We start from the raw sequence: 26,493 nt of genomic DNA, 5'->3' as shown, positions 1-26,493 counted from the left end.
ACACTTCACTCCGCGTCAGGCCATCCGCCTGATCTGAAGATTGAAGTTTATTTGACGAACAATTCCATATAGACCGCCGTCAGAAACACGTTCAGAATCGCTACCGGCAGCAGCACCTTCCAGCCCAGTCCCATCAGCTGATCCACGCGGATACGCGGCATCGACGCCCGAATCCAGAACAAGAAGAAGACGATCGACGAGAACTTGAGCAGGAACCAGATGATGCCCGGGATCCAAGTGAGGAACGGTGCCGGTGCGTGCCAGCCGCCAAGGAACAAGACGGTCGTGAGCGCCGCGATGGCATACACGTACACATACTCCGTCAGCATGAAGAAGGCAAAACGGAAGCCGCTGTATTCGACGTGATAGCCGGCCACAAGCTCCGATTCCGCCTCCGGCAAGTCAAACGGCGTCCGGTTGAGCTCCGATACGGCCGCGATGACGAAGATGACGAAACCGATGATTTGCGGAATGAAGTTCCACTGCCAGAACCAATCCCCCTGCTGCTCCGCGATCGTGCGGAGGTTGAGCGAGCCCGACATCATGATGACGCCGACCACGGAGATGACGAGCGGCACTTCATAGCTGATCATCTGCGCAGCGGAACGCATGCCGCCGAGCAGCGCGTATTTGTTGTTGGACGACCACCCGCCCAGCACGATGGCAATGGTCGAGATGCCCGACAGCGCCACATAATAGAGCAGACCCACGTTGATATCGGCAAAATAAAGCTTTTGCGTATACGGGATAACCGCCAGCACGGCAAAAGCAGGCACATACGCCAGTGCAGGCGCGAGAATGAACAGCATCCGATCCGCTTTGCGCGGAATGGTATCTTCTTTAATGAGCAGCTTCGTAATATCGGCTACCGATTGCAGCAAGCCCCAAGGGCCGACGCGGTTCGGACCGATCCGGTATTGCATCCAGCCGATAACCTTACGTTCGAAGAAGATCGCATAGGTTACGAAGCCGAGTACGATAACGAGCAGGATGACGCCCCATAGGAAGAACAGCAGCGCGTTTCCCCACGTCAGTGTTTCTTCGAGCCAAGATCCCATTAGCAGTCAACCTCCCCTACGACGATATCAATGCCGCCCAGAATGGTAATGAGGTTCGTCATGGTTTCCCCGACTAACAGCTTCGGCAAGATTTGCAGGTTCACGAAGGAAGGGCGACGGAATTTAAGCCGGTACGGCTCCGCTTTGCCTTTGGAGACGATATGGCAGCCGATCTCGCCTCGCGGCGATTCGATCGCGACATAGAGCTCGCCGGCAGGTGGCCGTATGACACGGGGAACCTTGCCCATCACATCGCCGGAGGACGGGAATTGCTCCACGGCTTGTTTTAAGATGCGAAGCGATTGGCGAATCTCTTCCAGACGGATTAGATAACGATCATAGCAATCGCCATTCTTGCCGACCGGCACATCGAATTCGAAGCGATCATACAAGCTGTACGGCTTCGCTTTGCGCAAATCCCAGTCCACGCCCGTGGAACGCAGATTCGCACCGGAGAGTCCGTAGTCGATCGCGGTCTGCGCATCGTAACGACCGATGCCTTTGATCCGCGCCAGGAAGATTTCGTTACCGCTGATGAGCTTGTTGTACTCATCGAGCTTGCCTTCCATATAAGGGATAAACTCGCGCACTTTGTCGATCCAGCCGGGAGGCGCATCCCATTTGACTCCGCCAACGCGCATGTAATTGTAGGTTAATCGTGCGCCGCACAGCTCATTAAACAAATTGATAATGATTTCACGGTCGCGAAAAGCAAAGAGGAACGGACTCATGGCGCCGATATCGAGCAGGTACGTGCCCCACCACACCAAGTGGCTGGCTACCCGCTGCAGCTCCATGACGATCAGCCGCATGAATTCGGCACGTTCCGGAATTTCAAGCTCCATCATGGTCTCAACCGCATGGCAGAGCACATAGTTGGTCGTCATCGCCGAGACGTAATCCATCCGGTCGGTATAAGGAATGATTTGAGTATAGTTCAAATCCTCCGCAAGCTTCTCAGTCCCACGGTGCAGGTAGCCCATGACCGGCGTGGCTTCCGTAATGACTTCGCCGTCGAGCTTGACGACAATGCGGAATACGCCGTGCGTGCTGGGATGCTGTGGGCCGACGTTAAGCAGCAGTTCTTCTGTACGAATCACGGCTCATCACACCTCCGGGTCTAGCGGTTCGTAATCTTTGCGCAGCGGATACCCCACCCAATCATCAGGCATCATAATGCGGCGCAGGTCGGGATGTCCCGGAAAATGAATACCGAGCAAATCATACACTTCGCGCTCATTCCAGTTCGCCGTGTTCCAGATCGGCACGACGGACGGAATTTGCGGATTGTCGCGATCCGTCTTCACTTTCACAGTCATCTCCCGCTTCGATTGCAGCGATACCAGGTGATACACGGTTTCCAGATGCGTCTCATAATCGACGCCGGATAAGTTCCGCAAATAATCAAATTGCTGCGACTCATGCGACTTTAACAGTTCAGCGGTTTCAAGCAGACGCTCGGGCCGAATGACCAGCGTCGGCATATGGCCGTTTAGTTCATTTATGTAAGCTTCAACGATGGTATCATCGGCAACGATGGAACGAATGAGGGCCGAAGCTTCATCCAGCTGCGGCTGCTTCGGTGACGGGGGCTTCGGCTCGGCAGGAGCGGCTTCGCTCTCGGCTGCCGCTTTGGCTGCTGCACGAGCGGCGCGCGCTTCCTCGGCGGCCTTGATCTTCGCCGCCTTCTCCGCGTCGACATCGCCGGCCGGAGCAGCGCCGCCTGCTTCGCCGCCGGCAGCGGCTTTGGCCGCGGCCCGTGCTGCGCGCGCTTCCGCGGCAGCCTTCAGCTTCGCTTCGCGCTCCGGATCAACGGCAGCTTGCTCCGCTGCAGGCTGAGCCGGTGCGGCGGACGCTTGCTGCGCTGCGGGTTCGCTCGCTGCAGGTGCCGCCGGCTCCACTGCCGGCTCGCTCGCTGCAGGCTGAGCCGCGGGCTCACTTGCCGGCGCTGCCGCGGCAGGCTCGGCAGCTTGTTCGCTAGGCGCCGCCGCCGGCTCAGCCGGCTGCGCCTCCGCAGAGGTCTCGCTCACCGGCTGCTCCGGCTTCGATTCCGACTGGCTCTCGCTCGCAGGTTGCTCCTTCTGCTCCAATTCCTTCTCTTTATCATCACTCATCGATTCGTCACCCGCTTCCCGGTCTTCGCCTCGTAGCGGATCTTCTCTTGAAGTTTATTAATACCATAGATAAGTGCTGCGGGATTCGGCGGACAGCCCGGTATGTAAACATCAACAGGGACGATCTGATCGACGCCTTTCATGACCGCGTAGGATTTCACATACGGTCCGCCTGCGGTTGCGCATGAACCCATGGCTATTACCCATTTGGGCTCAGGCATTTGATCATAAAGCCTGCGAAGCAGCGGTCCCATCTTCTTCGTGACCGTACCCGCCACAATCATCACGTCCGACTGGCGCGGCGAAGTTCGGAACATAACGCCGAATCGGTCCAAGTCGTAGTGGGAAGCGCCCGTGCCCATCATCTCAATCGCGCAGCACGCCAGTCCAAAAGTTAGCGGCCAAAGCGAGTTACTGCGGGCCCATGCCTTCAGTTCCTCCAGCGTACCCATAAATACGTTGCGTTCCAGCTCTTTACGTTCCTCGGGCGTAATCGACTCTAAATTGAATTCCATTTGAGCACCTTCTTCTTCCAGGCGTAGAGTAGTCCAATTAACAATAATCCTGTGAAAATGGCCATTTCAACAAGCACAAATAAGCCGAGTTGCTTATACGCAACGGCCCAAGGGTATAGGAAAACGGTTTCGACATCAAAGATAACGAACATGAGCGCGAACAAATAGTAGCGCACATTAAAGCGGACCTGCCCCTCACCAACGGGCTCATTCCCGCTCTCGTAAGTGGTCTTCTTCTCTTCATTCGGTTTGTGCGGACGCAGTAAACGGCCGACAGCCAAAGCAACCACCGGAAGCAGGATACCGAGAAGAATGAAGATCGCCACAATCACGTAATTGTTGATGTACTTCTCCACACAATTCGCCTCCATGGGTATGAGTCTATAGGGCGGGATAAGTGCTGACGCCTTGGTCAATTTTCCCTCACAATTATAACAAACCCTGCCACTTGCGTCTATGATGTAGTTGGATGCGCTTCCTTTTTACAAAAATGGCCAGAATCTGCAGGTTTTCCCCATTAGAATGTACATGGGTTGGTAATTTTATGCAAATTAAACTATTGAAAAAGGGTGATACCGTGCTGCACGATTGCATAGCGGATAACGAATACTAGGTGCCGGATACCGGTTACTGGGTGCTGGATGCTGAGTGCTGATTACTGTTTGCTGGGTGCTCGGCTGCCAATTGCAGTTGCCGATCACACCGATTGCCGGCTCCCGCATACTGCACTCTGGATACCGGATGCCAGCTCGCATCTTACTTGCCGCGAAAACCTTACTAATCGTAGAGTGACGCTATTGGGATGAGATTTCGGTGCCTCGAACTTCTAACGAACCGTAGAGGCCTTATTTAGCCGAATTTTGGAACTTCGAAAATCTAACGAACCGTGGAGGTCTTATATTGAGATAATCGGCTCCCAAATCACCAAAAACCATTAAATAGGACCTCTACCGTTCGTTAGAATATTTTTGGAGCTAATTTGGGGCAAATAAGACCTCTACCGTTCGTTAGAGAATCCTGTATTCTGCAATTCGCATACCGACTGCCTCAAGCGCAAATCTCGCACCTCGCATTACGCATCACGCCTTCCACTTTCCACATTCCATTCCACATTATGCAACGCGGAATTCCCGAAACACATCAAGTTGTTAAAAATAGAACACTCCCCCTGCCAAGCAGACGCCCCCCTTTCCAAAAACACGCAAAAAAAAGCTCCCTCTGCACCAAGATGGCGAAAGGAAGCCTTTTCTAATTCGTTATATCGCGGTATTGATGTCATTCCGTTCCGAGTTGCCTTGCCCCTCTTGCAGGGCGCCTTCATCTGAAGCACTCTTATCCGCCGACTCTGCAAGCTTCTTCTGCCTCGCGAGCAAAACAAATACGAAGCCATAGTACATCCAATAGAATACGAATTCCTCCAGCGACGGATCTTGGGTATAACCAAGGAACGCCTTGAAGAAAATGCCGATTTGACCATTCAGAATCGGATGATTGCCGGTATCGCGGATATAGTTCGTTTCGTCGATCGGGTGTTCCGGCATGAACCAGGTCAGATCATACATCGCGCCAACCTCGCCGCCCGGCGTATGGTAGACACTGCCGATGATCTTCAAATCCTGCATGACGCCGACCGCTTGAACGAACAATCCCGCTGCAATCATGATCAAGAAGACGCTCGTAATTCTGAAGAACGTGCCGATCTGAATTTTTTTACTGCTTTTAAATACGACGATCCCAAGCACGCCTGCCGCAACTAATCCGAACAACGCTCCCCAGCTTTGCAGCACCTTGGAAATGTCGCCGGAGGAGATGGCAGCAAAGAAAAATACGGTCTCCACGCCTTCCCGAAGGGTAACTAGGAAGGAATGGACAATCATATTCAGCGCGCCGCCGGCCGTTAGAATAAGCGCTACTTTCTGCTGCAGCTTACTTCGCATCTCCCGATTCTGCTTGCTCATAAACAGGATCATATGGGTTAACAATCCCGCTGATACCAGCAAAATCCCAATCCGCAAATATTCTCTGCTGCCCATTGTCGCATAACCGTCCAGCACAATTTGGAAAACCAAGGCTACGCCAAGGCTGGCGATAATCGCCATAACAACCCCGAGCCACACCCACTTGTTCCACTTCGACTGGCCAATTCGGTTTAAATACGAAATGATAATGCCGACAATCAGGATGGCTTCGAACGCTTCGCGAAATGTGATGAGAAAGGCTTGCAAATTCATGCGAAGACTCACTCCTTACCGTTCATAAATGAGCTAACCCGCCCTGCAAGAGGACGGGAAGCGATGGTGCGGGCAAAGGAAAAGCCCGTACTTATTGGATTGCGGTTCCGTTATTTGATTACGATAACGTGACCTTTTTCGAAGTAGATATGGTTGCCGGAGAGCTCAGCAATGGCGCGAAGCGGCAGGTAGGTTACGCTGTCTTTCACGACTACCGGCTGATCCAGTTTGAAGTCTGCAACAGGCTCGCCGTTCTTCAAGACTGCATCGCTGCCAATTGTAAGGGCAAGCGTTACGCCATCTTTCGTTACCGAAGCTGTTTTCGTTGTATTGTTGAAGTCAACTTGGAAGCCCAGCAATTGCAAGTAACGAGTAGGAACAAGCGTGCGACCAGTAGCTTTCTCGATGAAAGAAGGAGTAACCGCTTGTGCTTGGCCGGATACAGCTACTTCTTTGTCGCCGACATTGAAGGAAATGCCGTCAACAGTTGCTGCATAAGCAGCCATTTTGTAGCCGATTGCGCGAACTGCATCTGCATTACCCGCAGCGGAAGCTACAAGAATTTCGTCAGTCAGGGATTTTGCTTCTTTATAAGTTTCGCCAAGGAACGGCTCAAGAGCTGCGAAGAAACCATAAAGCTCACCGCCTGTACCAGCTGCGCCAGCTACATCGCCTTTCTCGAGTTTCTCAAGCACTTCGATTGTGTATGCACTTACTTTTGCAATGTTGCAGCGAATGATTGCTTTCTTGATTGCATCATAGTTAAATTGCTTCGCATCGCCGGAAGCGAATGCTTTGTACACGATATCGGCGTCAGGAGCGTCTCCACCTTTCAGGTAGCCATACACGCTCATGTAGTAGAAGTAGCCTTTGATAATTGCCGCAGGTTTCTCTGCCGCAGCAACCTTTTGAACGTCATCGGCTGCAGCAAGCGTTGCCAGAGCGAACACTTTGATTAACGTTTTATCGAGCAATTGACGGTGCACGTTAAGCGATGTTACGTCTTTCTTCTCGATATCCGCTTTGAAAGCAGGGAATAACGTTTCCGTTACCAGTTTGGACGTGGAAGTGCCGAATTTGCTGTCTGTTGCTTTCACTGTTGCGTCGAGAGCAGCATTGTACACTGCGAGTGTTTTGTCGATGAACTCTTGTGCTTTAACTGGGTCGCCTGCTGTAAGGGCACCTTTTGCACCTACGTTTGTCAGGTTTTTAATCAGGAAGTAGAAATACCATTGCAGCCCTTTATCAACGGCCTGCTGTGTTTGTTCATATGTAAGCTTGCCTGCAACTGCGTTTTCCAGAACGAAGTTGATGTTCTCATTCACGACAGGGTCGCCGGCTTTGATGCTGTCATCTACGCCTTTTACATTAAGTTTGAAATCCGCTTCGTATTGTTTCTTGATATCGGCTACCGGTTTCTTCTGAGCAAACATGTCGAGCAGATTTTGGTAAGCTTTCAGTTGGGGGGCTACATCGGTATTCACAGGTGCTTTCTGTGGTGCATCATCAGCAAATGCAGTTGCTGCGAAAGTGAATACGGCAGCTACCAGCATTGAAATCGTAAGAAGGATGGATAAAGATTTCTTCATTCGGTTCATCGTTTTGAACACTCCTTGTTTTAAATGAGGTAGGATTGCTGCTTGCATGTACTGCCTATTCTTGCTCTCTTGCACTTGCCCCTTGCTTAGAAAAACCCTTTGCGTCTTGCCCACCAAACCGCACCTGCTCCAACAATGAGGACGCCTCCGATTACTCCGACAGTGACGCCCGTATTGGTTTTGTCCGTACGTGCCATTGCAGCATGTTCCTTCGTACCATCAATGGTCTCAGGCTCTGCTGCCGCGGCTTCGTCAGCCACTGCCGTATTGTCCGTGGAAGCTGCGTCGTCTGTTGCTTCCGGCGCTTCAGCGTTATCGGCTGAGGCTGCAGGTTCTTCAACTGCCGGGGTTTCTTCCACAGCTGGCGCAGCTTCTTCTGTAGGCGCTTCCTCTGCAGGAGTTGCATCATCAGTTGCCGGCTTGTCACCCTCTGTTGTTGCCTCTGCATCCGGCGCCTTCGTGTCCGCCAATGCATCCGGTTCTGCTGCAACCGGCTTGTCAGCTGGTTGTTCCGTCTGCTTCGCAGGTTCACTTGGCTTGGTTGCCGGTTTATCAGGCTTCTGCGTTGTGCCTTTATCGGTGCCGCCTGTATTGGTGCTTGGTTTTGCGGTAGTGCCTTTATCTGTGCTTGTACCGGATCCGGCAGCCGGCTTAGTCGGCTCCTTGTACGCGGTATAAGGAAACAGCGGTTTTAACGTACTGTAAATGTGGTTAACTGCGGCTTTCAACGCTTTCTCATCAGCATCCTTCTGCCCTACGCCGAACAATCCCGGATTGCCGATAGCATCAAGTGCAACATCGAAGTCGGCGCTTAGGCTGTTCATTTTGGCCGATGAAAGCTTGGCTTCCGCGTAAGGAGTCAAGGTAATGAAAGTTGCGCGTGCTTTGGCAAGCAGCATCTTCGCATTCGTGTAATCACTTACGTCCTTCAACGTATTTTCGAATCGCCGATCGAGATTCATGATGAGAATCGCCTTGTAATTCGCAATCGTCTCGTTTACTTTACGAGACTTGAAGTTGGCATCGAGTGTATTGGCTACTGAATTACCGAAATGAGCAGCAATTTCTTCGCGTCTTTCTTTATGCGCTGCCAGTGCCGCATCCCAGTCGGCAGGAGACTTGCTGAGCGAAGACACTACAAGCTTAAAGGTTTCCGCAACATCCTCCGTATTGGCATCGCCATATGAATAGGCCCACGCCCCCGTTGGTGCAAGTGAAAAGAATAGCACCATGACCAGCATGATGGTCTTCGTAAACGTCAAACGCATGATTGCATATCACCTTCCGTCAGACATAATTTCATATAAAATTCATATTGCAGATGACCCGTTAACAATGATAATCATTTTCAACTGAGGTGTCAATCACTTTTATTTCCTGAAATTGCCTTGCGATTCATTTGGTAGATTGGTCCTATTTGGGAGGGTGAGCGAGGGATTCGGGGTGGTGCGCGAGGCTGGGAAGTTCGGGGGAAATGCTATATAAGTAGAACATTTATATTGGGATCCTAAAATAAGAATAACCCCGCCGCCTGCAGGGTTATTCTTCGGGACTGCCTATCCACTTGTATACGATGATCTCGTTATAGACCGGTTCAAACAGCGCCTCGCTCCGATAGACCGCGATCGGCTGCACGTATTTCTCAAGCGATCCAACCTGCGCTTCAAATCCTTTCAGCACATGATCCGTCAACAGAATCGTCGCTTCCGGATCCGCCTTCACATCTGCGATAAAATAATCATAGGTTTCGATTCTACGATTGGTTACCGGCGAATGCAGGAATTGCAGCACACGCATCTCTTCCCATGTATAGACGACGAATCGGCTTGAGGGATTGTCGCTGGCCAGCTGCCGCACCCCCTGCTCCAGCTGATAGACAGCGGGCAGCTCCTGCGCCTGCCTGGCGACCAGCGAGCCGCCCACAGACGCCTGCAGCGCAATGATGCAGGCGGCGAGCAGCGCGACCGCGGCCGCCAGCGCGCGGCGCACGCGCAAGCCGCGCTCCGCCGGCGCCGCGGGCTGCTGCGCAGCAGCGGGTGCACCCGGCACCGCCGGTGCATCTGGCGCGGCGGGCCGCGCTAGCGGCGCTGCCGCGCAGAACAGCGCAAGCAGCAGCCACATCACGCCGATGAGCGGCGTGATGTGGCGTGGCTTGTCGATGTTCTGCGCCAGCAGCGCCCAGGCGCCGTAGGCGCTCGCGAGCGCAGCGAGCGCCCCCGGCAGCGCCGGGCGGCGGAGCCATGCCGCCGCCCGGGGCGCCAGGCGCGGCGCGCCCGCGCTCGCGCCGCCGCGGGGCGAGCGTGCCGCGCCCGCGGAAAGCACGGCGGCGAAGAGCAAGCCCGCCGCCGCATAGAGCAGTGCTGTGGTGCGGGCGAACATCCCGCTCCACAGCACATTATCGCCCGCGAAGCGCAGTACGCGCTCCGCGAAGCTAAGCTCGCTGCCGGCGGACGCAACCCCGCCGCCCCACTCGCTGAAATGGCCCGCCGTAAAGGCGGCGGCGAGCTGGATAAACCCGACCAAGCCGCCTTCGCTAAGCGCCAGCCCGGCTACCCACAACAACTGAAATACAGCGGCCAACGCACCAAACAGCACGATGCGCGGCCATAGCCTCTTGCCCTGTCTCCGCCAATCCACGCCATGCACGACCAGCAGCCATACCAGCGCCAAGCCAATAGGCGCAAACGACAGTCGGATTCCCATCAGCAGCCCGAACGCAAACAATGCCGCTGCCGTCCTGCCCCATGTGGGCCGCTCCATCGCCCGCCACCAGCTCCATAGAAACCACCACAAGAGCGCGATACCCGCCGCTTCCGACATTGGCCTGACCGATTGCAGCCACAGATAAGGCGCTGTCAGCACCAAGAGCACGGTCAGAACCGACCAAAGCGGAGTAAGCATTCGTCTCGCAAGCAGCCAAATCGGAATCGTCGCCAGCGCGGTCAGTCCGATGTTTAGTGTCTCAAATGCATAGACAGCATCAGGGATGAATCGCTGTACAGCCAATGCCCCCATGACGAAATACGGATAACCCGGAAAATGCGGCTGCATAGCAAGCAGATCGAATCGATCAAGCGCCAGCACAAAATCAATCTCATCCCAACTAGCCGCATATGGACTTCTGTGCATCAAGCTGTAAACTACCCAGAGGATGACCCCAACAAGAAGAAAAGCCGGTGCAGCCACCGACTTCAACGTCATTTTTTTATCCAGCTTGCTTCCTCCACGAGTTTCCCCGCTACTACCGCCTGCCTGATCCCGCTGCCGCACCTTTCTCCCCCTTTACAACCGTGACTCATTTCACTCAACTATCTCTTTAGTTCACTTGATGTTGTACTTGTTTTCACTTGATGTTGTACTTGTTTTCACTTCAAGTTTCAATAATTGTTTCACTAGGATTGCACTCTTTTATCCCGCTCGTTTCACTAACTATTTCACCAAATCACTTCACTCCGTCCCACCAGGCCCAAGCGCAACCGCGCCAGCCTGCTTATGCCGCACACCGCGTTTGTTCCCAATCGGGCGACGCATCTCTTTCCAAACGGCCGGGAGCACATTGAACATGTACTTGCGGAACTTGATGAATGATTCCCCATGCGTACGCACTTGGTATGTAATCGGCACTTCTTTCATGATGAAGCCCTGGCGCACCAAATTCAGCGTCAGCACCTGAGCGTAATTGTAATCATGAATGATTTCGGCGTGTTCCATGGCTTCCCTTGAGAAACCACGCATTCCCGATTGCCCATCCCAGATCATCCGGCGCAGCAGCACAGCCTGCAGCATGGTGAAACAGATATTGCCCAGACGGCGATGCAGCCTCATCCCGTGAATCACGCCTTGGAACCGCGAGCCCATCGTGTAATCGGTATGTCCTTCTCGAATGGGAGCAATCACATCCGGAATTTCATCAGCCGGATACTCGTTATCCGCATCGATCATCAGCCCAATATCCGCACCGAGCCGCACACAAGAGGCAAGCCCCTCACGTACCGCAGCTCCAAGTCCTCGATTACGGGCAAAAGAAACCACATGGTCCGCTCCCGCTTCCCTTGCTTCTTGCACCGTCCCATCCGTGGAACCATCGTCGATGACAAGCACTTCAACCTGCCAATCCGAATGGAAGTCACGCGGAACTCTGGCAATGACCTTGCCGATGTTCTGTTGTTCATTGTGTGCCGGAAGGAACACAATCAATTTCTTTTTCACGCTGCCCAGCTTCCTTCTATCCAAAATTCACAATAGATTAAACTTTAAACTTTCACTTGTCCGTTTCAAAAGCATCCGAGAGCACCGGTCCGCGGCTATGACTCGGCAGCGGAGCACCAAGCAAATAACTAAGCGTCGGCGCAACGGATACCAGCGAGTGCTTCGCCTCAAACTTCACACCTGCACGCACATGAGGGCCATACATAAAGAACGGAACGAAACGCTCCCCTTCATCCAGATGACCATGCCCGCCAATCCCATCCGCTTGTCCATGATCCGCGCAGATGATGAATGTAGCATCCTTCGCATGACCTTGAGCTGTAAGCCATCCCACAAACTCAGCGATGAGCGCATCGGCTTCCTCAATCTTTTGCCGATATTCGTCGTACAGCGCTCCCATACTATGGCCGGTTTGGTCCGTCGCGATAAATTGCACAACGAGCAAGTCCGGATTCTGCTCCGCCATAATCAGCTTTGCGCGTTCCATGATGTTGCGGTCCGCTTTGTCGTTATGCATAACGGCCGTCACGCTCTCCACGTCGTCACCCATCGAGTCGATCAGATGAGCGATGCCCAGAAGACGTCCCTTTTTCCCAACCTTACGCAGGCTGTCGAAGATCGATTCGACCTTAATCCCGAGCTTCCATACCATATTCGAAGTAATCCCATGCTCGCGCGGATACGTCCCCGTAAACATCGACGAGAAACAGACTACGGTACGTGCAGGATAAAGAGTTTCCATTTGCGTGTATTCCGTACCTTCCGCGCGCCATTTCTTCAGGAATGGCGCATTGGCCTCTTCGAACCGATCCTTGCGCATCCCGTCGATGACAAGCACAAACACCTTCCCGCTGCTCGCCTCTTCAGGCTGGGCTTGTACCGGAGCGGTATAGCCCTCCACTTCTTTGGGCTTCCAATCAAACAGATTGCGATGCAGGATCCATGCGTAGAGCGCTACACCCACGAGGAACAGCACATAACTGCGCCATGTAAAATCAAGCTGTGCCCCCGCTCCATCCGCGTCCGCCCAATAGGAGCCTGCCGTATCCACAATAAACAACAATAGCAGAAACTTCGGCAGCTGCTCTTGAGCATTGCCGCTTGTGGAATCACTATTTTTCAGGACCAGCTTCCAAAATCGTTTAAAATTCCACCACGAGGTACCGATGCGCAGATGATAATAGAAGGTGCCCCAGAAATAGATCGTGAAGAACAAGAACAACCCGATCGCCGCCGCATACAGCCCCAGATCCAGATATGCATCCCGCCACAGCACGAGCGCCCCGATAACCGGGAACCACAGATAATTGCGCAGAAACAGCGGAAAATCAAAATGAAAATAAAGGGCAAACAGCGGCAGCGCCGCCAGAAGTCCAAGTCCAAACTGCTCCCAGAAGCTACCATCCCCCCATGCATTTATGTGGTAGAGGAGATACACACCCACCGTAAAAATCGGCGTAAACGGCTTGCCCTCATTCAACAAGTTCCAGCATCGCGCTGCAACAATTTCAAATCCTGACGCTTTCTTCACGATTTCTTCTGCCTCCCTCTATCCTTTAAGCCAAACCATTCCTTCAAATCCCTCCAGGAAACAGCTCCAAGAACCAACGCTGCCGCTCCTGCGATATAGGCAAACCCAAATTTATAGCCATGCGATAATAACGCAGCTGTATACCCGTCACTACCGGCAATGCCAAGCAACCCAAGCGAGGCTGTTAAAGTCGTCTCATAGGTTCCGATACCGCCCGGCGTCACATGGAACAGCTGTCCCACAATCGTCATGCTATTGGCCCAAACGGCTTGCAGCAGGCCAACCTGCAAATTCAGCACATGCACCACACCGTATACAACCGCTCCTTCCAACACCCAACTTACGAGTGTAAGCAGCGCTACTGCCGCTCCCCTGCGCGATCGAATCGTCGTCCACAGCCGCTCGAAATGACGTTGAAACGGTTTCCACTTCCGGCTTAGCCATGCAGCCAGAGCCAGCATGACCACTCCCAGAACAATCATTACAAGTAGGAAGCGCGGAGAAACCGCCAATCCCAGCGTGATCGCTCCAATCGAACCAATAAACAGCAGCGAAACCATATCCAGCAGCCGCATCATCGCCACAGAGTGAAGCGCATCATCAAACCGCATCTTCGATTGCCGAGCCAGCATCCCCGTGCGCGCCAAATCTCCTAATTTAACGGGCAGTATATGATTAACCAATAGACTAACAAGTAAGGGATACATGTATGTACGCAGTCGATCCTCGTTCTCCCGAGCCACATATAATCGCCAAGCTACCGCTTTCAGCCAAAAGGAGCAGCCATATCCTATCGTCATTGCTGCAATCCACCCAGGCGAATGGAGCAGTCTCTTAAAAGCTGCATCGATCTGACGCCCATGAAACCATTGCATCGACAGCCAAACAAATACGGCTGTCATCACCAGACCGCCGCCAACAATTACTGTTCTCTTCATATTGTCACCTGTATCCTATCACTCTGTCCTATCATTGTTGAGAACGGTTATCATTTAAGTATAAGGGCCTTGTCGAAGCCCGTCAATTTATATTCCGTCTGGAAGTATATACCTGTGCAAGCATCGCTGAATAATGCGGTATCTAGCGTTTTTATCGAACTTGCTTCGCGTACAATTTTAAATTTAAATATTCTATTCCTATTCCAGATTGCAAAAACCCTACCTTTAAATGACCTATTTCTACCCTTTCCATAACAATATTCTCTATACGGATATTCATTATTAGTAAAAAATAGATAATGTAAGCGCTTTACATATGAGAGGAGTGGAATGATGAAGAAGAATTCACGCTTTATGTCTCTATGTTTGTCACTTGCAATGCTGTTTGGCGCACTAGTCTTACCGTCCTCAGCCGGGGCGGCGTATGGCGATCGGATTACGATCACCGGTACGAACTTCTATGCAGGCGGTCAGCAGATTTTCATGAATGGGGCCAACACGCCGTGGAACAGCTGGAATGATTTTGGTGGTTCCTTCGACTACACGTGGTGGGATAACCATTTCCAGACGCTGCGCAACAACGGAATTAACTCTACGCGGATCTGGATTACCTGCGATGGCGAAGTCGGCATCAACATTAACAGCAGCGGAGTTGTATCCGGTGCCACAACCGCTCACTGGAACAACCTCGACAGCCTCTTCCAAATCGCACAAAATCGCGGCGTCTATGTCATGGCAACCCTGATGTCCTTCGACCATTTCAAGAACACCCACACCAACTACAACAGCTGGCGCAATATGCTCAGCACGAATGCCAATATCGACTCCTACGTGAACAACTACCTCATTCCATTCGTGAACCGCTACAAGAACAATCCATGGCTCTGGTCCATCGACCTCATGAACGAGCCGGACTGGGTGTATGAAGACGCTGCAGCCGGTCAAATCGCCTGGGCTCGCCTGCAAACGTATTTTGCCAAAGCAGCCGTCGCGATCCATCAGAACAGTAACATTCTAACAACGGTCGGCTTAGGCATGGTCAAGTATAACAGCGCCACCCAATCCGGCTCCACGGGCAACAAAATCAGCGATGCTACCCTGCAGGCCCAAGTCAGCAACACGCTCGCGAAGGTCGACTTCTACTCCCCTCACTATTACGGCTGGCAGGACCCTTACTTCGGTATTCCATTCTATATGACGCCTACCGCGTTCGGCATCGTCCATGATCGCCCTGTTGTGATCGGCGAATCCCCGGCGCTTGGTTCCACCGGGCACACCATTACGAGCGACTTCGCGAATGCCTACACCAACGGATACGCAGGCGTAATGCCTTGGACGTCTAATGGCGTCGATGCCAACGGCAGCATCACGAACCTCGGACCAGCTACGCAAGCATTCCGTGATGCTCACTACAACCTGGTGTTCCCGCCAGCGACGGGCGACAGCGCAAAGTTCAATTTTGAGAACAATTCCCTGCAAAGCTTCTTCGGCCGAAACGGCCTAGCCGTATCTGCAAGTACCGACCGCGCCTATGCCGGCAGCTACTCCCTGAAAATGACCTCCAGCGCAACAGGCGTTGCCACCTACTATGCTCAACTGGATAATCCAAGCGGTCTGAGCGCGAACACGACGCTTACCTTCCGCGTCTGGGTACCAAGCGGCGCTGCCATCGCTTCCATCCAGCCTTATGTACAGAGCAATAACTGGACCTGGTACGGCAACTATCAAACCTATGCAAGCTTGACCAAGAATGCATGGAACACCATCACCTTAACGACCCCCTCCGGCGCAGCCACTCCGATGAAAAATATCGGCGTTGAGCTCGTCACCACCGGTGCATGGAGCGGAAGTATTTATGTAGACAGCATCAACTAAACCGAACTTATATGTAGCTTTAAATCAAAGGGACGTATGTGCATGCACATATGTCCCTAATAATTCCAAGTAATCATTCACATAGTCCTATTGACCCAATCTGAAACTTTTTGCCTAATCGAAACCAAAACCCTTGTAATTGCTACCATTCGTCACGTTCTACTCATATTCACTAATATATTCCTAATAGTTTCTTTAAAATTTCTTTAGGTCATCGACATATTGCGACACACTCCGCACCAGTACCTTAGTATGATATTTAATATATCTACAGGGAGGTAGAAGTAATGCCAAATTACTATTTCAAAGAAATATGGTCACCCTTGAAATTGATTGGTGTCCGTTTTTACCGCGATGACGACAACTATCTGTGGGTTAAAATGTGGTCCAAGCAAAGACGCCGTGTTGGCAGCTAAAAACCGTTTATCTCATCAACGTTTATAACATCTGGATCCTGTCCATACTGCTCACTAAAACGAGAAGTGTGGCATATCGATGGATCAAGAATCATATAAAAGGTTTTGGGTAGGACTCTTATGGGGCACAATAATTAGTATCTTCTACTGGACAACGATGATCATCTCCATTAAGGACTGGATTCATATCTTCAACGAGATCTAGTAAAAAACGACTGTTCCCCAGGGGGAGCAGTCGTTTTGTTTGTTCGATATGATTATACTAAGCCATGCCTTTCATGATATCTCTACCGGCCTCGACTTGGCTATTAAACTCTTTACGATAATCGGCAATGATAGCCGTGCTGTAGCCATTGGCCTTCAGCTGTGCTTCAACCTCACCAACAACCTTATTGAAGCTAGCCGTGCACTCATCGAGCTTAGCGTAGCCTTTGTTCTTCAAGCTTTCCTTCAGCTTTGCATCATCCGTGCTGATATATTGAATACCAATATCCATCAGCGCAGCTTGGCAGCTATTTTGCAAAGAAGTCAGGCGTGCCTCTGCATTAGCCGTAATGGACTCATACGAAGGCTTAACCGGTCCGGACCCACCGCCAGTAGAGCCACCTGTCGACCCACCGTTCGTGCCGCCATTAGAACCGCCGGTACCCGTGTTCCCCGTCTCATGCGAGCCATGCTCAGCCCGATAAGCAGCCGACTCCGCCGATACTTGTTTCTTCACCGGATCCCACTGAATCGCCGTCCCTACCGCTTCCGACATGAAGCGAACCGGCACATACAGCGCACCATTCACGATGTAACCAGACTGTCCCTCAGGAAGCACCTTCGCTTTACCATCCACAACAACCTTCACACTCTTCGGTGTAAGCTGTACGGCTACGCCGCCCTTCGCCGACACTTCATTACCATGTGCCACGACATTAGCAAGATAGTCCTTCAGTACAACAGCTTCTTGTTTATTCGGATTCGCCACAGTAACCTGGGAAGTCTTAGCATCCCATTGGACGCTCTTCTGCAGCGCATAAGATACAAAACGCAGTGGTACATAAGATGTACCGTTAACAGCAAAGACATATTGCCCGTCCGGAAGCACGAGCGTCTTCCCGTCGAATACCATGTTGAAGGAGCTTGTCTTAACTTTGAGTGCAGCTGATGGAGCTGCTGCGACGATGGATTGGACTGTAAGTAAAATTGCTGCGAACAATAGAAAGGATAGCGTTAGTTTACTTGCTTTGCGGTTCAACATTCGTATACACCTCTTCTTAGAAAAAACTCATTATTATTAATAACCTTGGTTGTGCTCGGTTGAATCTACAAGTCACTACAAAATAGCTGCTTTTTTCTTACTTTCTTTCTCGGTCACCTGCACTAAATACTCCAAAAACTCATCTCTTAAATCATCTCTTTTAAGAGCAAACTCTACAGTTGCTTGCAAGAAGCCTTGCTTGTCTCCAACATCATACCTTTTTCCCTCGAAGGTGTAAGCATACATAGCTTCTTTTTGAGCAAGAACTTTAAGTGCATCTGTAAGCTGGATCTCTCCACCTTTACCGGGTTTTGTACATTCCAATATTTCAAATATAGCCGGAGTAATTACATATCTTCCCAGGATGGCTATATTGGAAGGCGCATCTTCCACAGATGGTTTCTCAACCAGACCCTTTACTTTGTAAATCCGGTCTTCAATATATTTACCTTCAACAATACCGTACTTGCTGACATCTTCATGCGCAATTTCTTGAACACCTAAGATTGTGGTCTTATACTCATCGTAGATTTCCATCATCTGTTGCAAACAAGGCTTAGGGTTATCAACGATGTCATCACCTAGCATAACAGCGAACGGTTCATTGCCTATAAAACTCTTGGCACAATGGATGGCATGTCCTAACCCTTTAGGCTCTTTCTGACGGATATAATGAATATTGACCATATCAGAGATGCCTCTTACTTGTTGTAACAAATCAAGCTTACCTTTGGACTCTAGTTCTAATTCCAATTCGACGGATTTGTCAAAATGATCTTCAATGCTTTTCTTGTTCCGGCCTGTAATGATCAGGATTTCTTCAATCCCAGACGCCACTGCTTCTTCAATAATATACTGAAGTGTTGGCTTGTCCACGATTGGCAGCATTTCCTTTGGTTGCGCCTTTGTTGCCGGAAGAAATCTTGTCCCTAGTCCTGCCGCAGGTATAATCGCTTTCCGAACCTTCATGTAGTCTCTCTCCTTGCTACCCCGTAATACTCCACATACCAGTTCGCAAACTTTTGCAATCCTTCTTCAATCGGAGTCTCCGGTTTAAATCCCACAGCCTGATGCAACAACTCTGTTGAAGCATAAGTTGCCGGAACATCACCGGGTTTGATCGGTTCAAATACCTTTTCAAAGACTACTTCTTTACTGGTAGCCTTGCTTAAAGCCATTTCTAACGTATGTATAAAGGCCATTAGCTTCTCAGGCTTGTTGTTACCGATATTATAAACTTTGTGCGGAACAGACTCCGTAGGTGAGTTACTTAACAGTCGTTCAATACCTATTACAATATCGTCTACATATGTAAAGTCCCGATAAAGGTCATTTTCAAAATCACCGTTATTATAGATGTGAATAGACTGTCCGGCAAAATATTTATCCGCAAATCCGAAGTAGGCCATATCCGGTCGCCCCATAGGTCCATATACAGTGAAGAATCGAAGTCCGGTAGCCGGGATGTTATACAAATGGCTATATGTATACGCCATTAACTCATTAGATTTCTTGGTAGATGCGTACAGAGAAACAGGAGTATCCACCATGTCTGTTTCTTCAAAAGGGACTTTCTTATTCGCACCATACACCGAACTAGATGAAGCGTAGACGAGATGTTCAACCGGATAAGATCTGCAGGCTTCAAGGATGTTAAAGAATCCTATGATATTGCTTTGGATATAAACATCCGGGTTCTCAATGGAATACCGAACGCCTGCTTGAGCAGCTAAATTCACCACATAGTTTGGGCGATGTTCTTCAAATATTGCAGTTATTATTGTTTTATCAGAGATATCCGCTTTAATAAACGTAAATTTCTCATAGGGTTGGAGTTGTTCCAGTCGCGCATGCTTAAGATTCACATCATAGTAGTCATTGATATTATCAATACCAATGACTCGACACCCTTGCTCTAAAAGTTTCTTAGATAAGAAGGATCCAATAAAACCTGCTGCCCCGGTAATCAGGTAAACTTTATTAGGATTTAAGGGTTTGAAGTTCAAAGCTCTTCGACTCCTTGGTATCTTCTCTATGTGCTGATGCTCTTCCTATCGAATGATACTCCACGCCGGCACTCTTCATAGTATCAACATTGTACAAATTTCTGCCGTCATACACTAGCGGAGTTCGCATTTGCAATTTATAAGCCTCAGCTGAAATGGCTTTGATCTCTCCCCATTCGGTAAAGATAAAGCAGACATTCGCTCCTTCTAAAGCATCTTCGATGCTATCAACATACGTAATATGGCCTCTATAATGATTCCCTTCTGGATACACTTTAGAAAAGTTTGTTTTACCTACAGGATCATAAGCATAAATATCTGCACCTTGCTCTAATAGTAACGGAACATTCTCCAGAGAGGCTGCTTCTCTCAAATCATCTGTGCCGGGTTTAAATGTAAGACCCAGCACGGCAACCTTAAGACCATTGAACGTAATTAGACGCTTGCTTGCCTTTTTATACAATAGCGTTTTTTGGTCATTGTTTACATTTATTGCAGCCTTAACAGTTCTCAATTCATATCCATGCTGCTTTGCAATATACTCGAGTGCTTTAGTATCTTTAGGAAAGCATGATCCCCCATAACCGATACCAGCATTTAAGAACTTACTGCCGATTCTATCGTCGAAACTCATCCCCTTGGCAACATCTTGAATATCCGCGCCAACCAACTCGCACAAATTAGCTATGTCATTCATATAGGATATTTTAAGAGCAAGGAAATCGTTTGAGGCATACTTAATCATTTCTGCAGATCTTCGATTAACAGAAACAACTGGTAAATTGAAAGGCTCATAAATCTTCTTAAGCAGCTCTTCTGCCCATTTACTTTCTGTTCCAATGACAATTCGTTCAGCGTGTAGTGTATCACGTACTGCTGACCCTTGTGCCAAGAATTCTGGATTGGATGCTACTTCTACTCTCACATTATTGACTAAGAAGTCATGTATGAATTGTTCGACTTTATCATTTGTTCCAACCGGAACTGTGGATTTCACCACTACGAGACAGTCCTTTTCTACCGACTCCGCAATTTGCCTTGCAACCGTTGCTATGTAGGAGAGATTGGCTGATCCATCCGGCTGCTCCGGAGTACCAACACCAATAAAAATTGCATCCGCATCTTTATATGCCGATCTATAATCAGTGGAATAATTAATTCTTCCTGCTGCATAGTTTTTACGCATTAAGTCTTCCAAACCCGTTTCATAAATAGGAGAAACACCCGATTTCATTAATTCTACTTTCTTATAATCTATATCAACACATGTTACATAATGACCCATTTCAGCAAAGCAAACCCCAGCAACTAATCCGACGTAGCCGGTTCCGGCAACTGCAATTTTGTACATACCCGCACTCTCCTTTATTAAGGCTTTTAGCTTCTTAAGCTTTATTTTATGAATTCTTTTAGTGTTCAGTGTTCTTTAATGGGTTTTTGCTGGCTTTTTCAGACCTACTATAAATTTATAAAGATTATTTACTACATCTCGATAAAAGACTAGATTAATAGACAAAGTAACTAAAAAAGAGAAAATAGTAATAACTGCAGCAAATCCGAACCATTCGATTAAATTATTTACTTCAAACAAATGAATGTTTTTGGAAACTACTATAATAACTGTAACATTTAAAAAACTAATAGCAACTCTCTTAATAAACATCCCTATTTTTATAAAAATTATATTGTTTTTTAAGTATAAAACATAGTCAATTGTTCTAAAAACCATTGCTAGTAGAGTTCCTAGCGCGACTCCAACTATCCCCCAGATATGCAAAAGCAACATAGAAAATAACACATTAATTAACGCCTCAATAAAGGCGCCATTTCTTGTTTGTTTAAAATGTCCAGCTGATTTTATTATAGTATGGTAGGGGAGTCTAATACAGTAAACTGCAGCTGCAAGCATCATAATTGCTGCAAAGACCGGTCTTATATAATTAGCGTCGTTAAAACCACTACTGTAAATAGATACAAAAGGTATTATTAATATTGCTCCACTTGTAAAGAATGTAATTACAATAATATGAGTCAAACATTCATAATATTTAAAACTTTTTTGTAATACTTTATATTCCTCTTTAGCTATCATGTTACCGAAAGCAGCTTGAATAGAGGTTGATATAGTAGTAATTAACATCATTATACCGTTTGTAACCAAAGAATAGATTGAGTAAACCGATACCTCTTTTAAATTCAAAAATACTGTAATTAGCATAATATCAGACTTACTTGTAATAAAGTATGCAATAGTATGCCCAAAACCATCCCAACGTTGTTCTATTGCTTTTTGGTCCGGGTCACGGTTAATATTAATACGGTATTTTTTCTTGATATATAGACTTATAATAACTGGTCTAAATAAATAGATCATCGAACTGCCTAAGAGCACCAAATGAATTCCAGCGCCAATCTTTATTAATACAATAACAAGGATTGTATTAAGAACTAAAGAACACATTTGAAATATCGAGTAAATATAACTTTTTTGATCAGCTTGTAATAACAGCTGATATGTAATCCCAAAATAATACTGAGCAAATGTACCAATTCCAATTATTATGACTAGTGTCGCAATAAAGAAATAATTAAAACCATTCTTTAAAAACAGTGGGTAAATCATTGCAATCACACAAACGTATATTACGGTGATATAAGCAATTTTTCTAAAAAAAGTTGTTGTCGCATTTATTATCGAACTAGTTCTTTCCATATCTCCTTTTGATAAAGGTTTATATAGTGATGCTATAACAACACTTCCAACACCGGATTGTAATAATGTTAAATAGCCCATAAACTGAGTTATCGATGTAGTTAATCCATTAACAAAAGATCCAAAGGTACCTATGAGTAATTTAGGAATTATAAACCCTGATACTATTAGCAATAGTTGTAACGACAATGAAAATGCAATATTTAATATTGCTTTTTTACTCCTCACGATTTCACCAACCCGAAAAAATTTATAGGATAAAGATATTTTGCTGGTTATTGAGAAGTATATTTCTGAAAACATAAAAGCGCAGAGCTCCTGCTTGAAGGTGCGCTTTTCAGCATTTATATTTGTACCGTCATCATTACTTTAAATTCATAATTGCCTTCTCCAAGAGATTTAAGTTCTCATTTGCCGATGTAACGATCTTTTGAGAAAGTTCGATCTTTTTATCATGATAATTTTCTAACATTGATTCAATAGTAAGTGCATTTATTTCATTCAGTGATATACATCTATCAGCTTCTGCGATCTGCTCATAATACCTTTTTGTTTTCTCACTATGAATTGGGAAGGATAGAACTGATTTCGAGAGTGTAGCACCAACAATTCCCACATGAAGTTTAGGGGTTATTATTACGTCGACTTCCTTAAGAAGTGAACTAAGTTGCCAAGGTTTTTGATAATCATAACAATATACAAACTTTGAAGTTAGTTCATTTTTCAAACTTAATTTATCGACAGATTTTGAATAAACCTCATCATATCCGATTATTACTCCATATTCATCATGCCTATCTAAAAACTTATTTAGTGCTGGAATAATCTTTTCAGAGTATAAATTGTTTACTTTTTCACCTGATAAAGCGTGTAAGAAAATAATTTTTTTATTAGCAAAGACATTTTCAAGTTGAAGTTTAATATTTAAATCTAATGTAGGAAGTGAATTCTCACTTATAACTTGAGCAGTATCAGAGGTAACTTTAATTTCCTTTTTCACACCGTAGCTTTTAAAATAGTTTGCCGTTTTTTCATCCCGTACCGAAACCACAGCAGCCTTATTCATTAAGAAGGAAAACGAAATTCTTAAGAATCGATTCGATATTGGACCGCCACCAACACCTAAAATTAAAATCGGCTTCCTCCTGATTATAAAAAGTAATCCTATTGGTAAGTATCTCAATAGCCTCTTAACGCTTTCTTTAAGCGATGTTGTTCGCTCTCCAAAATATCCTCCTGAAATGTAAACCAAGGCATCTGCACCAAGTAAATCCCTATATGTTTGTTTATGAGTATACCCAAGTTCCTTTCTAAAGAATTTCCCTAATCCGAATTTTGGAGATTCAAAGAATATAGTCTCTCCATTTTTGTTACACTCTACTACCTTTTGATAAAATAAATCAGCAAACAAAAAATCGCCAAAGTTGGAACTATTTGTGGCCCCATGTAAAATTACTTTCATATTTTAATCTCCCTTTCAACTAATATACAAACTTCCCTATTTTTTTTTCAAGGTTCGTATTTAACATAACTGCTATAATAATTAAGTAAAAGATTAAATTCTCACGGTTTATTAAGGTTATTGCAGTTCCCCTAATTAATAAAATTAGAAGAGGGAGATAATTCACTAAACTACGTCTTACTAGTATATCTCGCCTAGGAAACACCATCTTGACACACCATAAATATAATAATGCACCCATTACTCCTAAATAATATAATGTCTCAATAAAATAATTATGCGCTGCTCTTTGGTTATAATCACCTGCCCCAATTCCTTCTCCAAACAGTAAAACTTTAGCATTAGAGAATATATACTTTACATAATCCGTCCATAAATCATAACGCCCTGTAGTAACACTAGAAAAAGATAGGTTATTTGAATCGTTAGATAACCTGGATAAAAAAGCACTGAAATAAGATTTATCTATAAATAAATATATTCCAATAAAAATAACGCCTATTATTAAGACACCTTTTATTACACCTAATATTTTTTGTTTTCCTAAAGTTATTAACAAAAACAGTAATAAGATAACATACATTACTAAAAAAGATTTACTAATAGACATAAAACCAAATACAGATAATATTATTACTACTATGTAATCCATTGATTTAATTCGCCCGCTTGTAATTAGTCCAAACCATCCAGCAATGGCAATACTTATATCCATCGTAAAAAAGTTGGGGTTAGACTGAATACCACTGAATCTATTAATATATAGTCCGGGTTCTAGCTTTATTTTGGCTTGATTTAAAAAAGATAAAAGCCCAGGAATTTGTGCACTGAATAACCCTGCAATTGATGCCAAAATTATACCAAGTGAAAAAAACATTAATATACTTCTCAATTCCATCTTTTGATTCTGTTTAAAAACCAAGATCATTAATACTAGATACATGACAATGTTTATTAATCTAACTAGTGCTTCCAAACTATTGTCCCAAACAAGAACATAACATATAAATGTGATTAGTATTAATACTTCTTTAAAAGAAAACTTAATATTGCGATTTGTAAACAACAATTTAAGTATTGCCACCAGAATAAGTACACTAAAGAATGTATTACCACCAGGTTGCAATTTAAAAATTGTTGAAAACGCTAGTAAAAATAATAAAATCCCTAGAATTTCATATAACGAACCGAAAACAATAAATACACATGCTATTAACATGCCTACTAAATTCAGATATGGAAAACTTAATCCGAATAAAATCAGTACAGTCAATAATAAACATTTAACTAGTGTTGAATAAAAAATCATACTTTTCTCATCTTGGCGACTTATGTTTTGCATACAAACCTCCTTATCCGTTACTCATATTTACATGTAGATTTATGTATATAAGAAGCATTCTTTTCGCTTGCTAATATAATCTCAATGGATAAGCTACAGATTCAAGTTTATAAATTCAATAATTCTTTTGGCTCTATTGTTTATGTCTAATTCTTTCGCTTTGATTTTGGATGCTTCAGACATAGTAGCTTGCCGTTCAGAATTGTCTTTTAGATATTGAATTGCGCTAGCTATTTCATCAATATTATTACTATCAACTCTAATTGAATTGCTTACATCCAATATATCATCATTGAAAGGAAGATCAGATGAAATAATAGGCAATCCACAAGCCATTGCCTCTATAATCGCGTTGCTACAGCCTTCTGCCAAAGTCGGCAGTACAAATACATTTGCAGCATTTAAGTAGTCAACAATATCATTATGAGGTAATCTACCAGTAAAGAGATTTCCTGTTTCCGTAGGTTTTAACTCCCCAGAACCTATGAATATAGATTTTACTCCATTTACTTTTTGAACTGCTTCCGACAACCTCATAACTCCTTTTCTATGATTAAATGACCCTGTAAATGCAACAATAAAATCGTTCTCATTAAAATTTAGTTTTTTCCTTATTTCGCTTTTATTGATAGGATGAAATAATTTATTATTAATTGAATTTGGTATCACCGTCATTTTTTCTTTTACAGCTAATTTGAGTTCGATACTTTCTTGCATATTTTTTGATGAAACACATATAACACCTTTAATATCTTTTAGACTTTTATGTATCTTTTTGTCACTATAAAGATCTTTCACCCAGATCTTACTTTCCCCTGTTGCAACGAAAACAGGAATACTTTTCATTTCCCCAATCGAGCCCGCAATCACACCATTGTGCCAAAAATGGGCATACAGCACATCAGGTTTGCTCTTAATTCCATTAAAGGCTTTCGTTACAGCTCTTTGAATAAAAATATTGGAAGGATTCATATTTAATAACTTGTAATTTGAAAATGAGAAATACAAGGGTTGGTATACATCTATTACATTTTTGTTCTCGCTTAAATCTTCCCAAAATAAAGGTCTCTTTTTTGCTTTCTTAAAAAAAATTTTCGTCACACTTTGTGGAGCAATTACACTGCATTTAACGCCTTGATCAGCTATAGAACATACCAATTGCCTAACAAAAGTATAAACTGGATCATCTGGTCTTGGATAATTAGGAACTATAAAACAAATATGATTCACATTCACCTG

At 46.3% G+C, this 26,493-nt stretch carries 21 protein-coding genes; 1 reads left to right on the top strand and 20 read right to left on the bottom strand.

Annotation, left to right across the window (positions count from 1 at the left end; translation table 11 throughout):
• Nucleotides 1-47: 47 nt before the first annotated feature.
• From nuoH to BM412_RS27935, 12 genes are all read right to left on the bottom strand, one after another.
• The gene (nuoH, locus tag BM412_RS27990) at nucleotides 48-1,058 is read right to left on the bottom strand and encodes an NADH-quinone oxidoreductase subunit NuoH (protein ID WP_091224978.1); all 1,011 of its coding nucleotides are present in this window, start codon (nucleotides 1,056-1,058) and stop codon (nucleotides 48-50) included.
• Nucleotides 1,058-2,158, bottom strand: a complete 1,101-nt coding sequence (locus tag BM412_RS27985; RefSeq protein WP_091224977.1) for an NADH-quinone oxidoreductase subunit D — start codon at nucleotides 2,156-2,158, stop codon at nucleotides 1,058-1,060. The genes nuoH and BM412_RS27985 overlap by 1 nt, the downstream gene beginning before the upstream one ends.
• Nucleotides 2,159-2,164: 6 nt before the next feature.
• A complete protein-coding gene (locus BM412_RS32805) occupies nucleotides 2,165-3,172 on the bottom strand; it encodes an NADH-quinone oxidoreductase subunit C (RefSeq protein WP_091224976.1) in 1,008 nt (335 codons plus the stop codon).
• The gene (locus BM412_RS27975) at nucleotides 3,169-3,687 is read right to left on the bottom strand and encodes a NuoB/complex I 20 kDa subunit family protein (RefSeq protein WP_090982261.1); all 519 of its coding nucleotides are present in this window, start codon (nucleotides 3,685-3,687) and stop codon (nucleotides 3,169-3,171) included. Before BM412_RS27975 ends, BM412_RS32805 begins: the two co-directional genes overlap by 4 nt.
• A complete protein-coding gene (locus BM412_RS27970; RefSeq protein ID WP_090982453.1) occupies nucleotides 3,672-4,058 on the bottom strand; it encodes an NADH-quinone oxidoreductase subunit A in 387 nt (128 codons plus the stop codon). The genes BM412_RS27975 and BM412_RS27970 overlap by 16 nt, the downstream gene beginning before the upstream one ends.
• A gap of 885 nt (nucleotides 4,059-4,943) precedes the next feature.
• Nucleotides 4,944-5,918, bottom strand: coding sequence for an FTR1 family iron permease (locus BM412_RS27965; protein ID WP_091224975.1), 975 nt, complete (start codon nucleotides 5,916-5,918; stop codon nucleotides 4,944-4,946).
• A gap of 110 nt (nucleotides 5,919-6,028) precedes the next feature.
• Complete coding sequence (locus BM412_RS27960; RefSeq protein WP_177246128.1) at nucleotides 6,029-7,516, bottom strand: copper amine oxidase N-terminal domain-containing protein; 1,488 nt, start codon at nucleotides 7,514-7,516, stop codon at nucleotides 6,029-6,031.
• An 86-nt stretch (nucleotides 7,517-7,602) separates the two neighbouring features.
• On the bottom strand, nucleotides 7,603-8,784 hold the full coding sequence (locus BM412_RS27955; RefSeq protein WP_091224973.1) for a hypothetical protein: 1,182 nt from the start codon (nucleotides 8,782-8,784) through the stop codon (nucleotides 7,603-7,605).
• Nucleotides 8,785-9,055: 271 nt separating this feature from the next.
• Entirely contained in the window at nucleotides 9,056-10,786 is a 1,731-nt protein-coding gene (locus tag BM412_RS27950) for a glycosyltransferase family 39 protein (protein ID WP_091224972.1), read from the bottom strand.
• Between the two features lie 177 nt (nucleotides 10,787-10,963).
• Complete coding sequence (locus tag BM412_RS27945; protein ID WP_091224971.1) at nucleotides 10,964-11,725, bottom strand: glycosyltransferase family 2 protein; 762 nt, start codon at nucleotides 11,723-11,725, stop codon at nucleotides 10,964-10,966.
• A gap of 52 nt (nucleotides 11,726-11,777) precedes the next feature.
• Entirely contained in the window at nucleotides 11,778-13,256 is a 1,479-nt protein-coding gene (locus tag BM412_RS27940) for an alkaline phosphatase family protein (protein WP_091224970.1), read from the bottom strand.
• Nucleotides 13,253-14,194 carry a lysylphosphatidylglycerol synthase transmembrane domain-containing protein gene (locus tag BM412_RS27935; protein WP_091224969.1) on the bottom strand — a complete coding sequence of 314 codons (942 nt, stop codon included), beginning with the start codon at nucleotides 14,192-14,194 and terminating at the stop codon, nucleotides 13,253-13,255. The genes BM412_RS27940 and BM412_RS27935 overlap by 4 nt, the downstream gene beginning before the upstream one ends.
• A 333-nt stretch (nucleotides 14,195-14,527) precedes the next feature.
• Here BM412_RS27935 and BM412_RS27930 point away from each other — a divergent pair, with 333 nt between their 5' ends.
• Complete coding sequence (locus BM412_RS27930; protein WP_177246127.1) at nucleotides 14,528-16,069, top strand: carbohydrate binding domain-containing protein; 1,542 nt, start codon at nucleotides 14,528-14,530, stop codon at nucleotides 16,067-16,069.
• A gap of 678 nt (nucleotides 16,070-16,747) precedes the next feature.
• On the opposite strand, the gene BM412_RS27925 is transcribed toward BM412_RS27930, so the two are convergent.
• The 8 genes from BM412_RS27925 to BM412_RS27890 form a co-directional block, all read right to left on the bottom strand.
• The gene (locus BM412_RS27925; RefSeq protein ID WP_091224967.1) at nucleotides 16,748-17,731 is read right to left on the bottom strand and encodes a stalk domain-containing protein; all 984 of its coding nucleotides are present in this window, start codon (nucleotides 17,729-17,731) and stop codon (nucleotides 16,748-16,750) included.
• A 75-nt stretch (nucleotides 17,732-17,806) separates the two neighbouring features.
• Complete coding sequence (gene galU / locus BM412_RS27920; protein WP_091224966.1) at nucleotides 17,807-18,700, bottom strand: UTP--glucose-1-phosphate uridylyltransferase GalU; 894 nt, start codon at nucleotides 18,698-18,700, stop codon at nucleotides 17,807-17,809.
• Complete coding sequence (locus BM412_RS27915) at nucleotides 18,697-19,737, bottom strand: SDR family NAD(P)-dependent oxidoreductase (RefSeq protein ID WP_091224965.1); 1,041 nt, start codon at nucleotides 19,735-19,737, stop codon at nucleotides 18,697-18,699. Before BM412_RS27915 ends, galU begins: the two co-directional genes overlap by 4 nt.
• Nucleotides 19,712-21,088 (bottom strand): UDP-glucose dehydrogenase family protein, encoded by a 1,377-nt coding sequence (locus BM412_RS27910; RefSeq protein ID WP_091224964.1) that lies wholly within the window; start codon nucleotides 21,086-21,088, stop codon nucleotides 19,712-19,714. Before BM412_RS27910 ends, BM412_RS27915 begins: the two co-directional genes overlap by 26 nt.
• A gap of 75 nt (nucleotides 21,089-21,163) precedes the next feature.
• Nucleotides 21,164-22,753 (bottom strand): lipopolysaccharide biosynthesis protein, encoded by a 1,590-nt coding sequence (locus BM412_RS27905; protein WP_091224963.1) that lies wholly within the window; start codon nucleotides 22,751-22,753, stop codon nucleotides 21,164-21,166.
• Between the two features lie 61 nt (nucleotides 22,754-22,814).
• Nucleotides 22,815-23,912, bottom strand: coding sequence for a polysaccharide pyruvyl transferase family protein (locus tag BM412_RS27900; RefSeq protein ID WP_091224962.1), 1,098 nt, complete (start codon nucleotides 23,910-23,912; stop codon nucleotides 22,815-22,817).
• A 19-nt stretch (nucleotides 23,913-23,931) separates the two neighbouring features.
• Nucleotides 23,932-25,254, bottom strand: a complete 1,323-nt coding sequence (locus tag BM412_RS27895) for a hypothetical protein (protein ID WP_091224961.1) — start codon at nucleotides 25,252-25,254, stop codon at nucleotides 23,932-23,934.
• A 93-nt stretch (nucleotides 25,255-25,347) separates the two neighbouring features.
• Nucleotides 25,348-26,490, bottom strand: coding sequence for a glycosyltransferase family 4 protein (locus BM412_RS27890; RefSeq protein WP_091224960.1), 1,143 nt, complete (start codon nucleotides 26,488-26,490; stop codon nucleotides 25,348-25,350).
• Between the last annotated feature and the right edge of the window lie 3 nt (nucleotides 26,491-26,493).

This window comes from Paenibacillus sp. BC26 (assembly GCF_900116125.1).
Lineage (GTDB): Bacteria > Bacillota > Bacilli > Paenibacillales > Paenibacillaceae > Paenibacillus_Z > Paenibacillus_Z lignilyticus.
Note: the sequence above shows the minus strand (reverse complement) of the source record. Positions and strands in the feature narration are given on the sequence as shown.

Excerpts from the sequence above, each read along its gene's own strand:
- nuoH (WP_091224978.1), bottom strand. The coding sequence starts at position 1,058 with ATGGGATCTTGGCTCGAAGAAACACTGACGTGGGGAAACGCGCTGCTG.
- BM412_RS32805 (WP_091224976.1), bottom strand. The coding sequence starts at position 3,172 with ATGAGTGATGATAAAGAGAAGGAATTGGAGCAGAAGGAGCAACCTGCG.
- BM412_RS27975 (WP_090982261.1), bottom strand. The coding sequence starts at position 3,687 with ATGGAATTCAATTTAGAGTCGATTACGCCCGAGGAACGTAAAGAGCTG.
- BM412_RS27970 (WP_090982453.1), bottom strand. The coding sequence starts at position 4,058 with ATGGAGGCGAATTGTGTGGAGAAGTACATCAACAATTACGTGATTGTG.
- BM412_RS27965 (WP_091224975.1), bottom strand. The coding sequence starts at position 5,918 with ATGAATTTGCAAGCCTTTCTCATCACATTTCGCGAAGCGTTCGAAGCC.
- BM412_RS27960 (WP_177246128.1), bottom strand. The coding sequence starts at position 7,516 with ATGAACCGAATGAAGAAATCTTTATCCATCCTTCTTACGATTTCAATG.
- BM412_RS27955 (WP_091224973.1), bottom strand. The coding sequence starts at position 8,784 with ATGCGTTTGACGTTTACGAAGACCATCATGCTGGTCATGGTGCTATTC.
- BM412_RS27935 (WP_091224969.1), bottom strand. The coding sequence starts at position 14,194 with ATGAAGAGAACAGTAATTGTTGGCGGCGGTCTGGTGATGACAGCCGTA.
- BM412_RS27930 (WP_177246127.1), top strand. The coding sequence starts at position 14,528 with ATGAAGAAGAATTCACGCTTTATGTCTCTATGTTTGTCACTTGCAATG.
- BM412_RS27925 (WP_091224967.1), bottom strand. The coding sequence starts at position 17,731 with ATGTTGAACCGCAAAGCAAGTAAACTAACGCTATCCTTTCTATTGTTC.
- galU (WP_091224966.1), bottom strand. The coding sequence starts at position 18,700 with ATGAAGGTTCGGAAAGCGATTATACCTGCGGCAGGACTAGGGACAAGA.
- BM412_RS27910 (WP_091224964.1), bottom strand. The coding sequence starts at position 21,088 with ATGTACAAAATTGCAGTTGCCGGAACCGGCTACGTCGGATTAGTTGCT.
- BM412_RS27905 (WP_091224963.1), bottom strand. The coding sequence starts at position 22,753 with ATGTTTTCAGAAATATACTTCTCAATAACCAGCAAAATATCTTTATCC.
- BM412_RS27900 (WP_091224962.1), bottom strand. The coding sequence starts at position 23,912 with ATGAAAGTAATTTTACATGGGGCCACAAATAGTTCCAACTTTGGCGAT.
- BM412_RS27895 (WP_091224961.1), bottom strand. The coding sequence starts at position 25,254 with ATGCAAAACATAAGTCGCCAAGATGAGAAAAGTATGATTTTTTATTCA.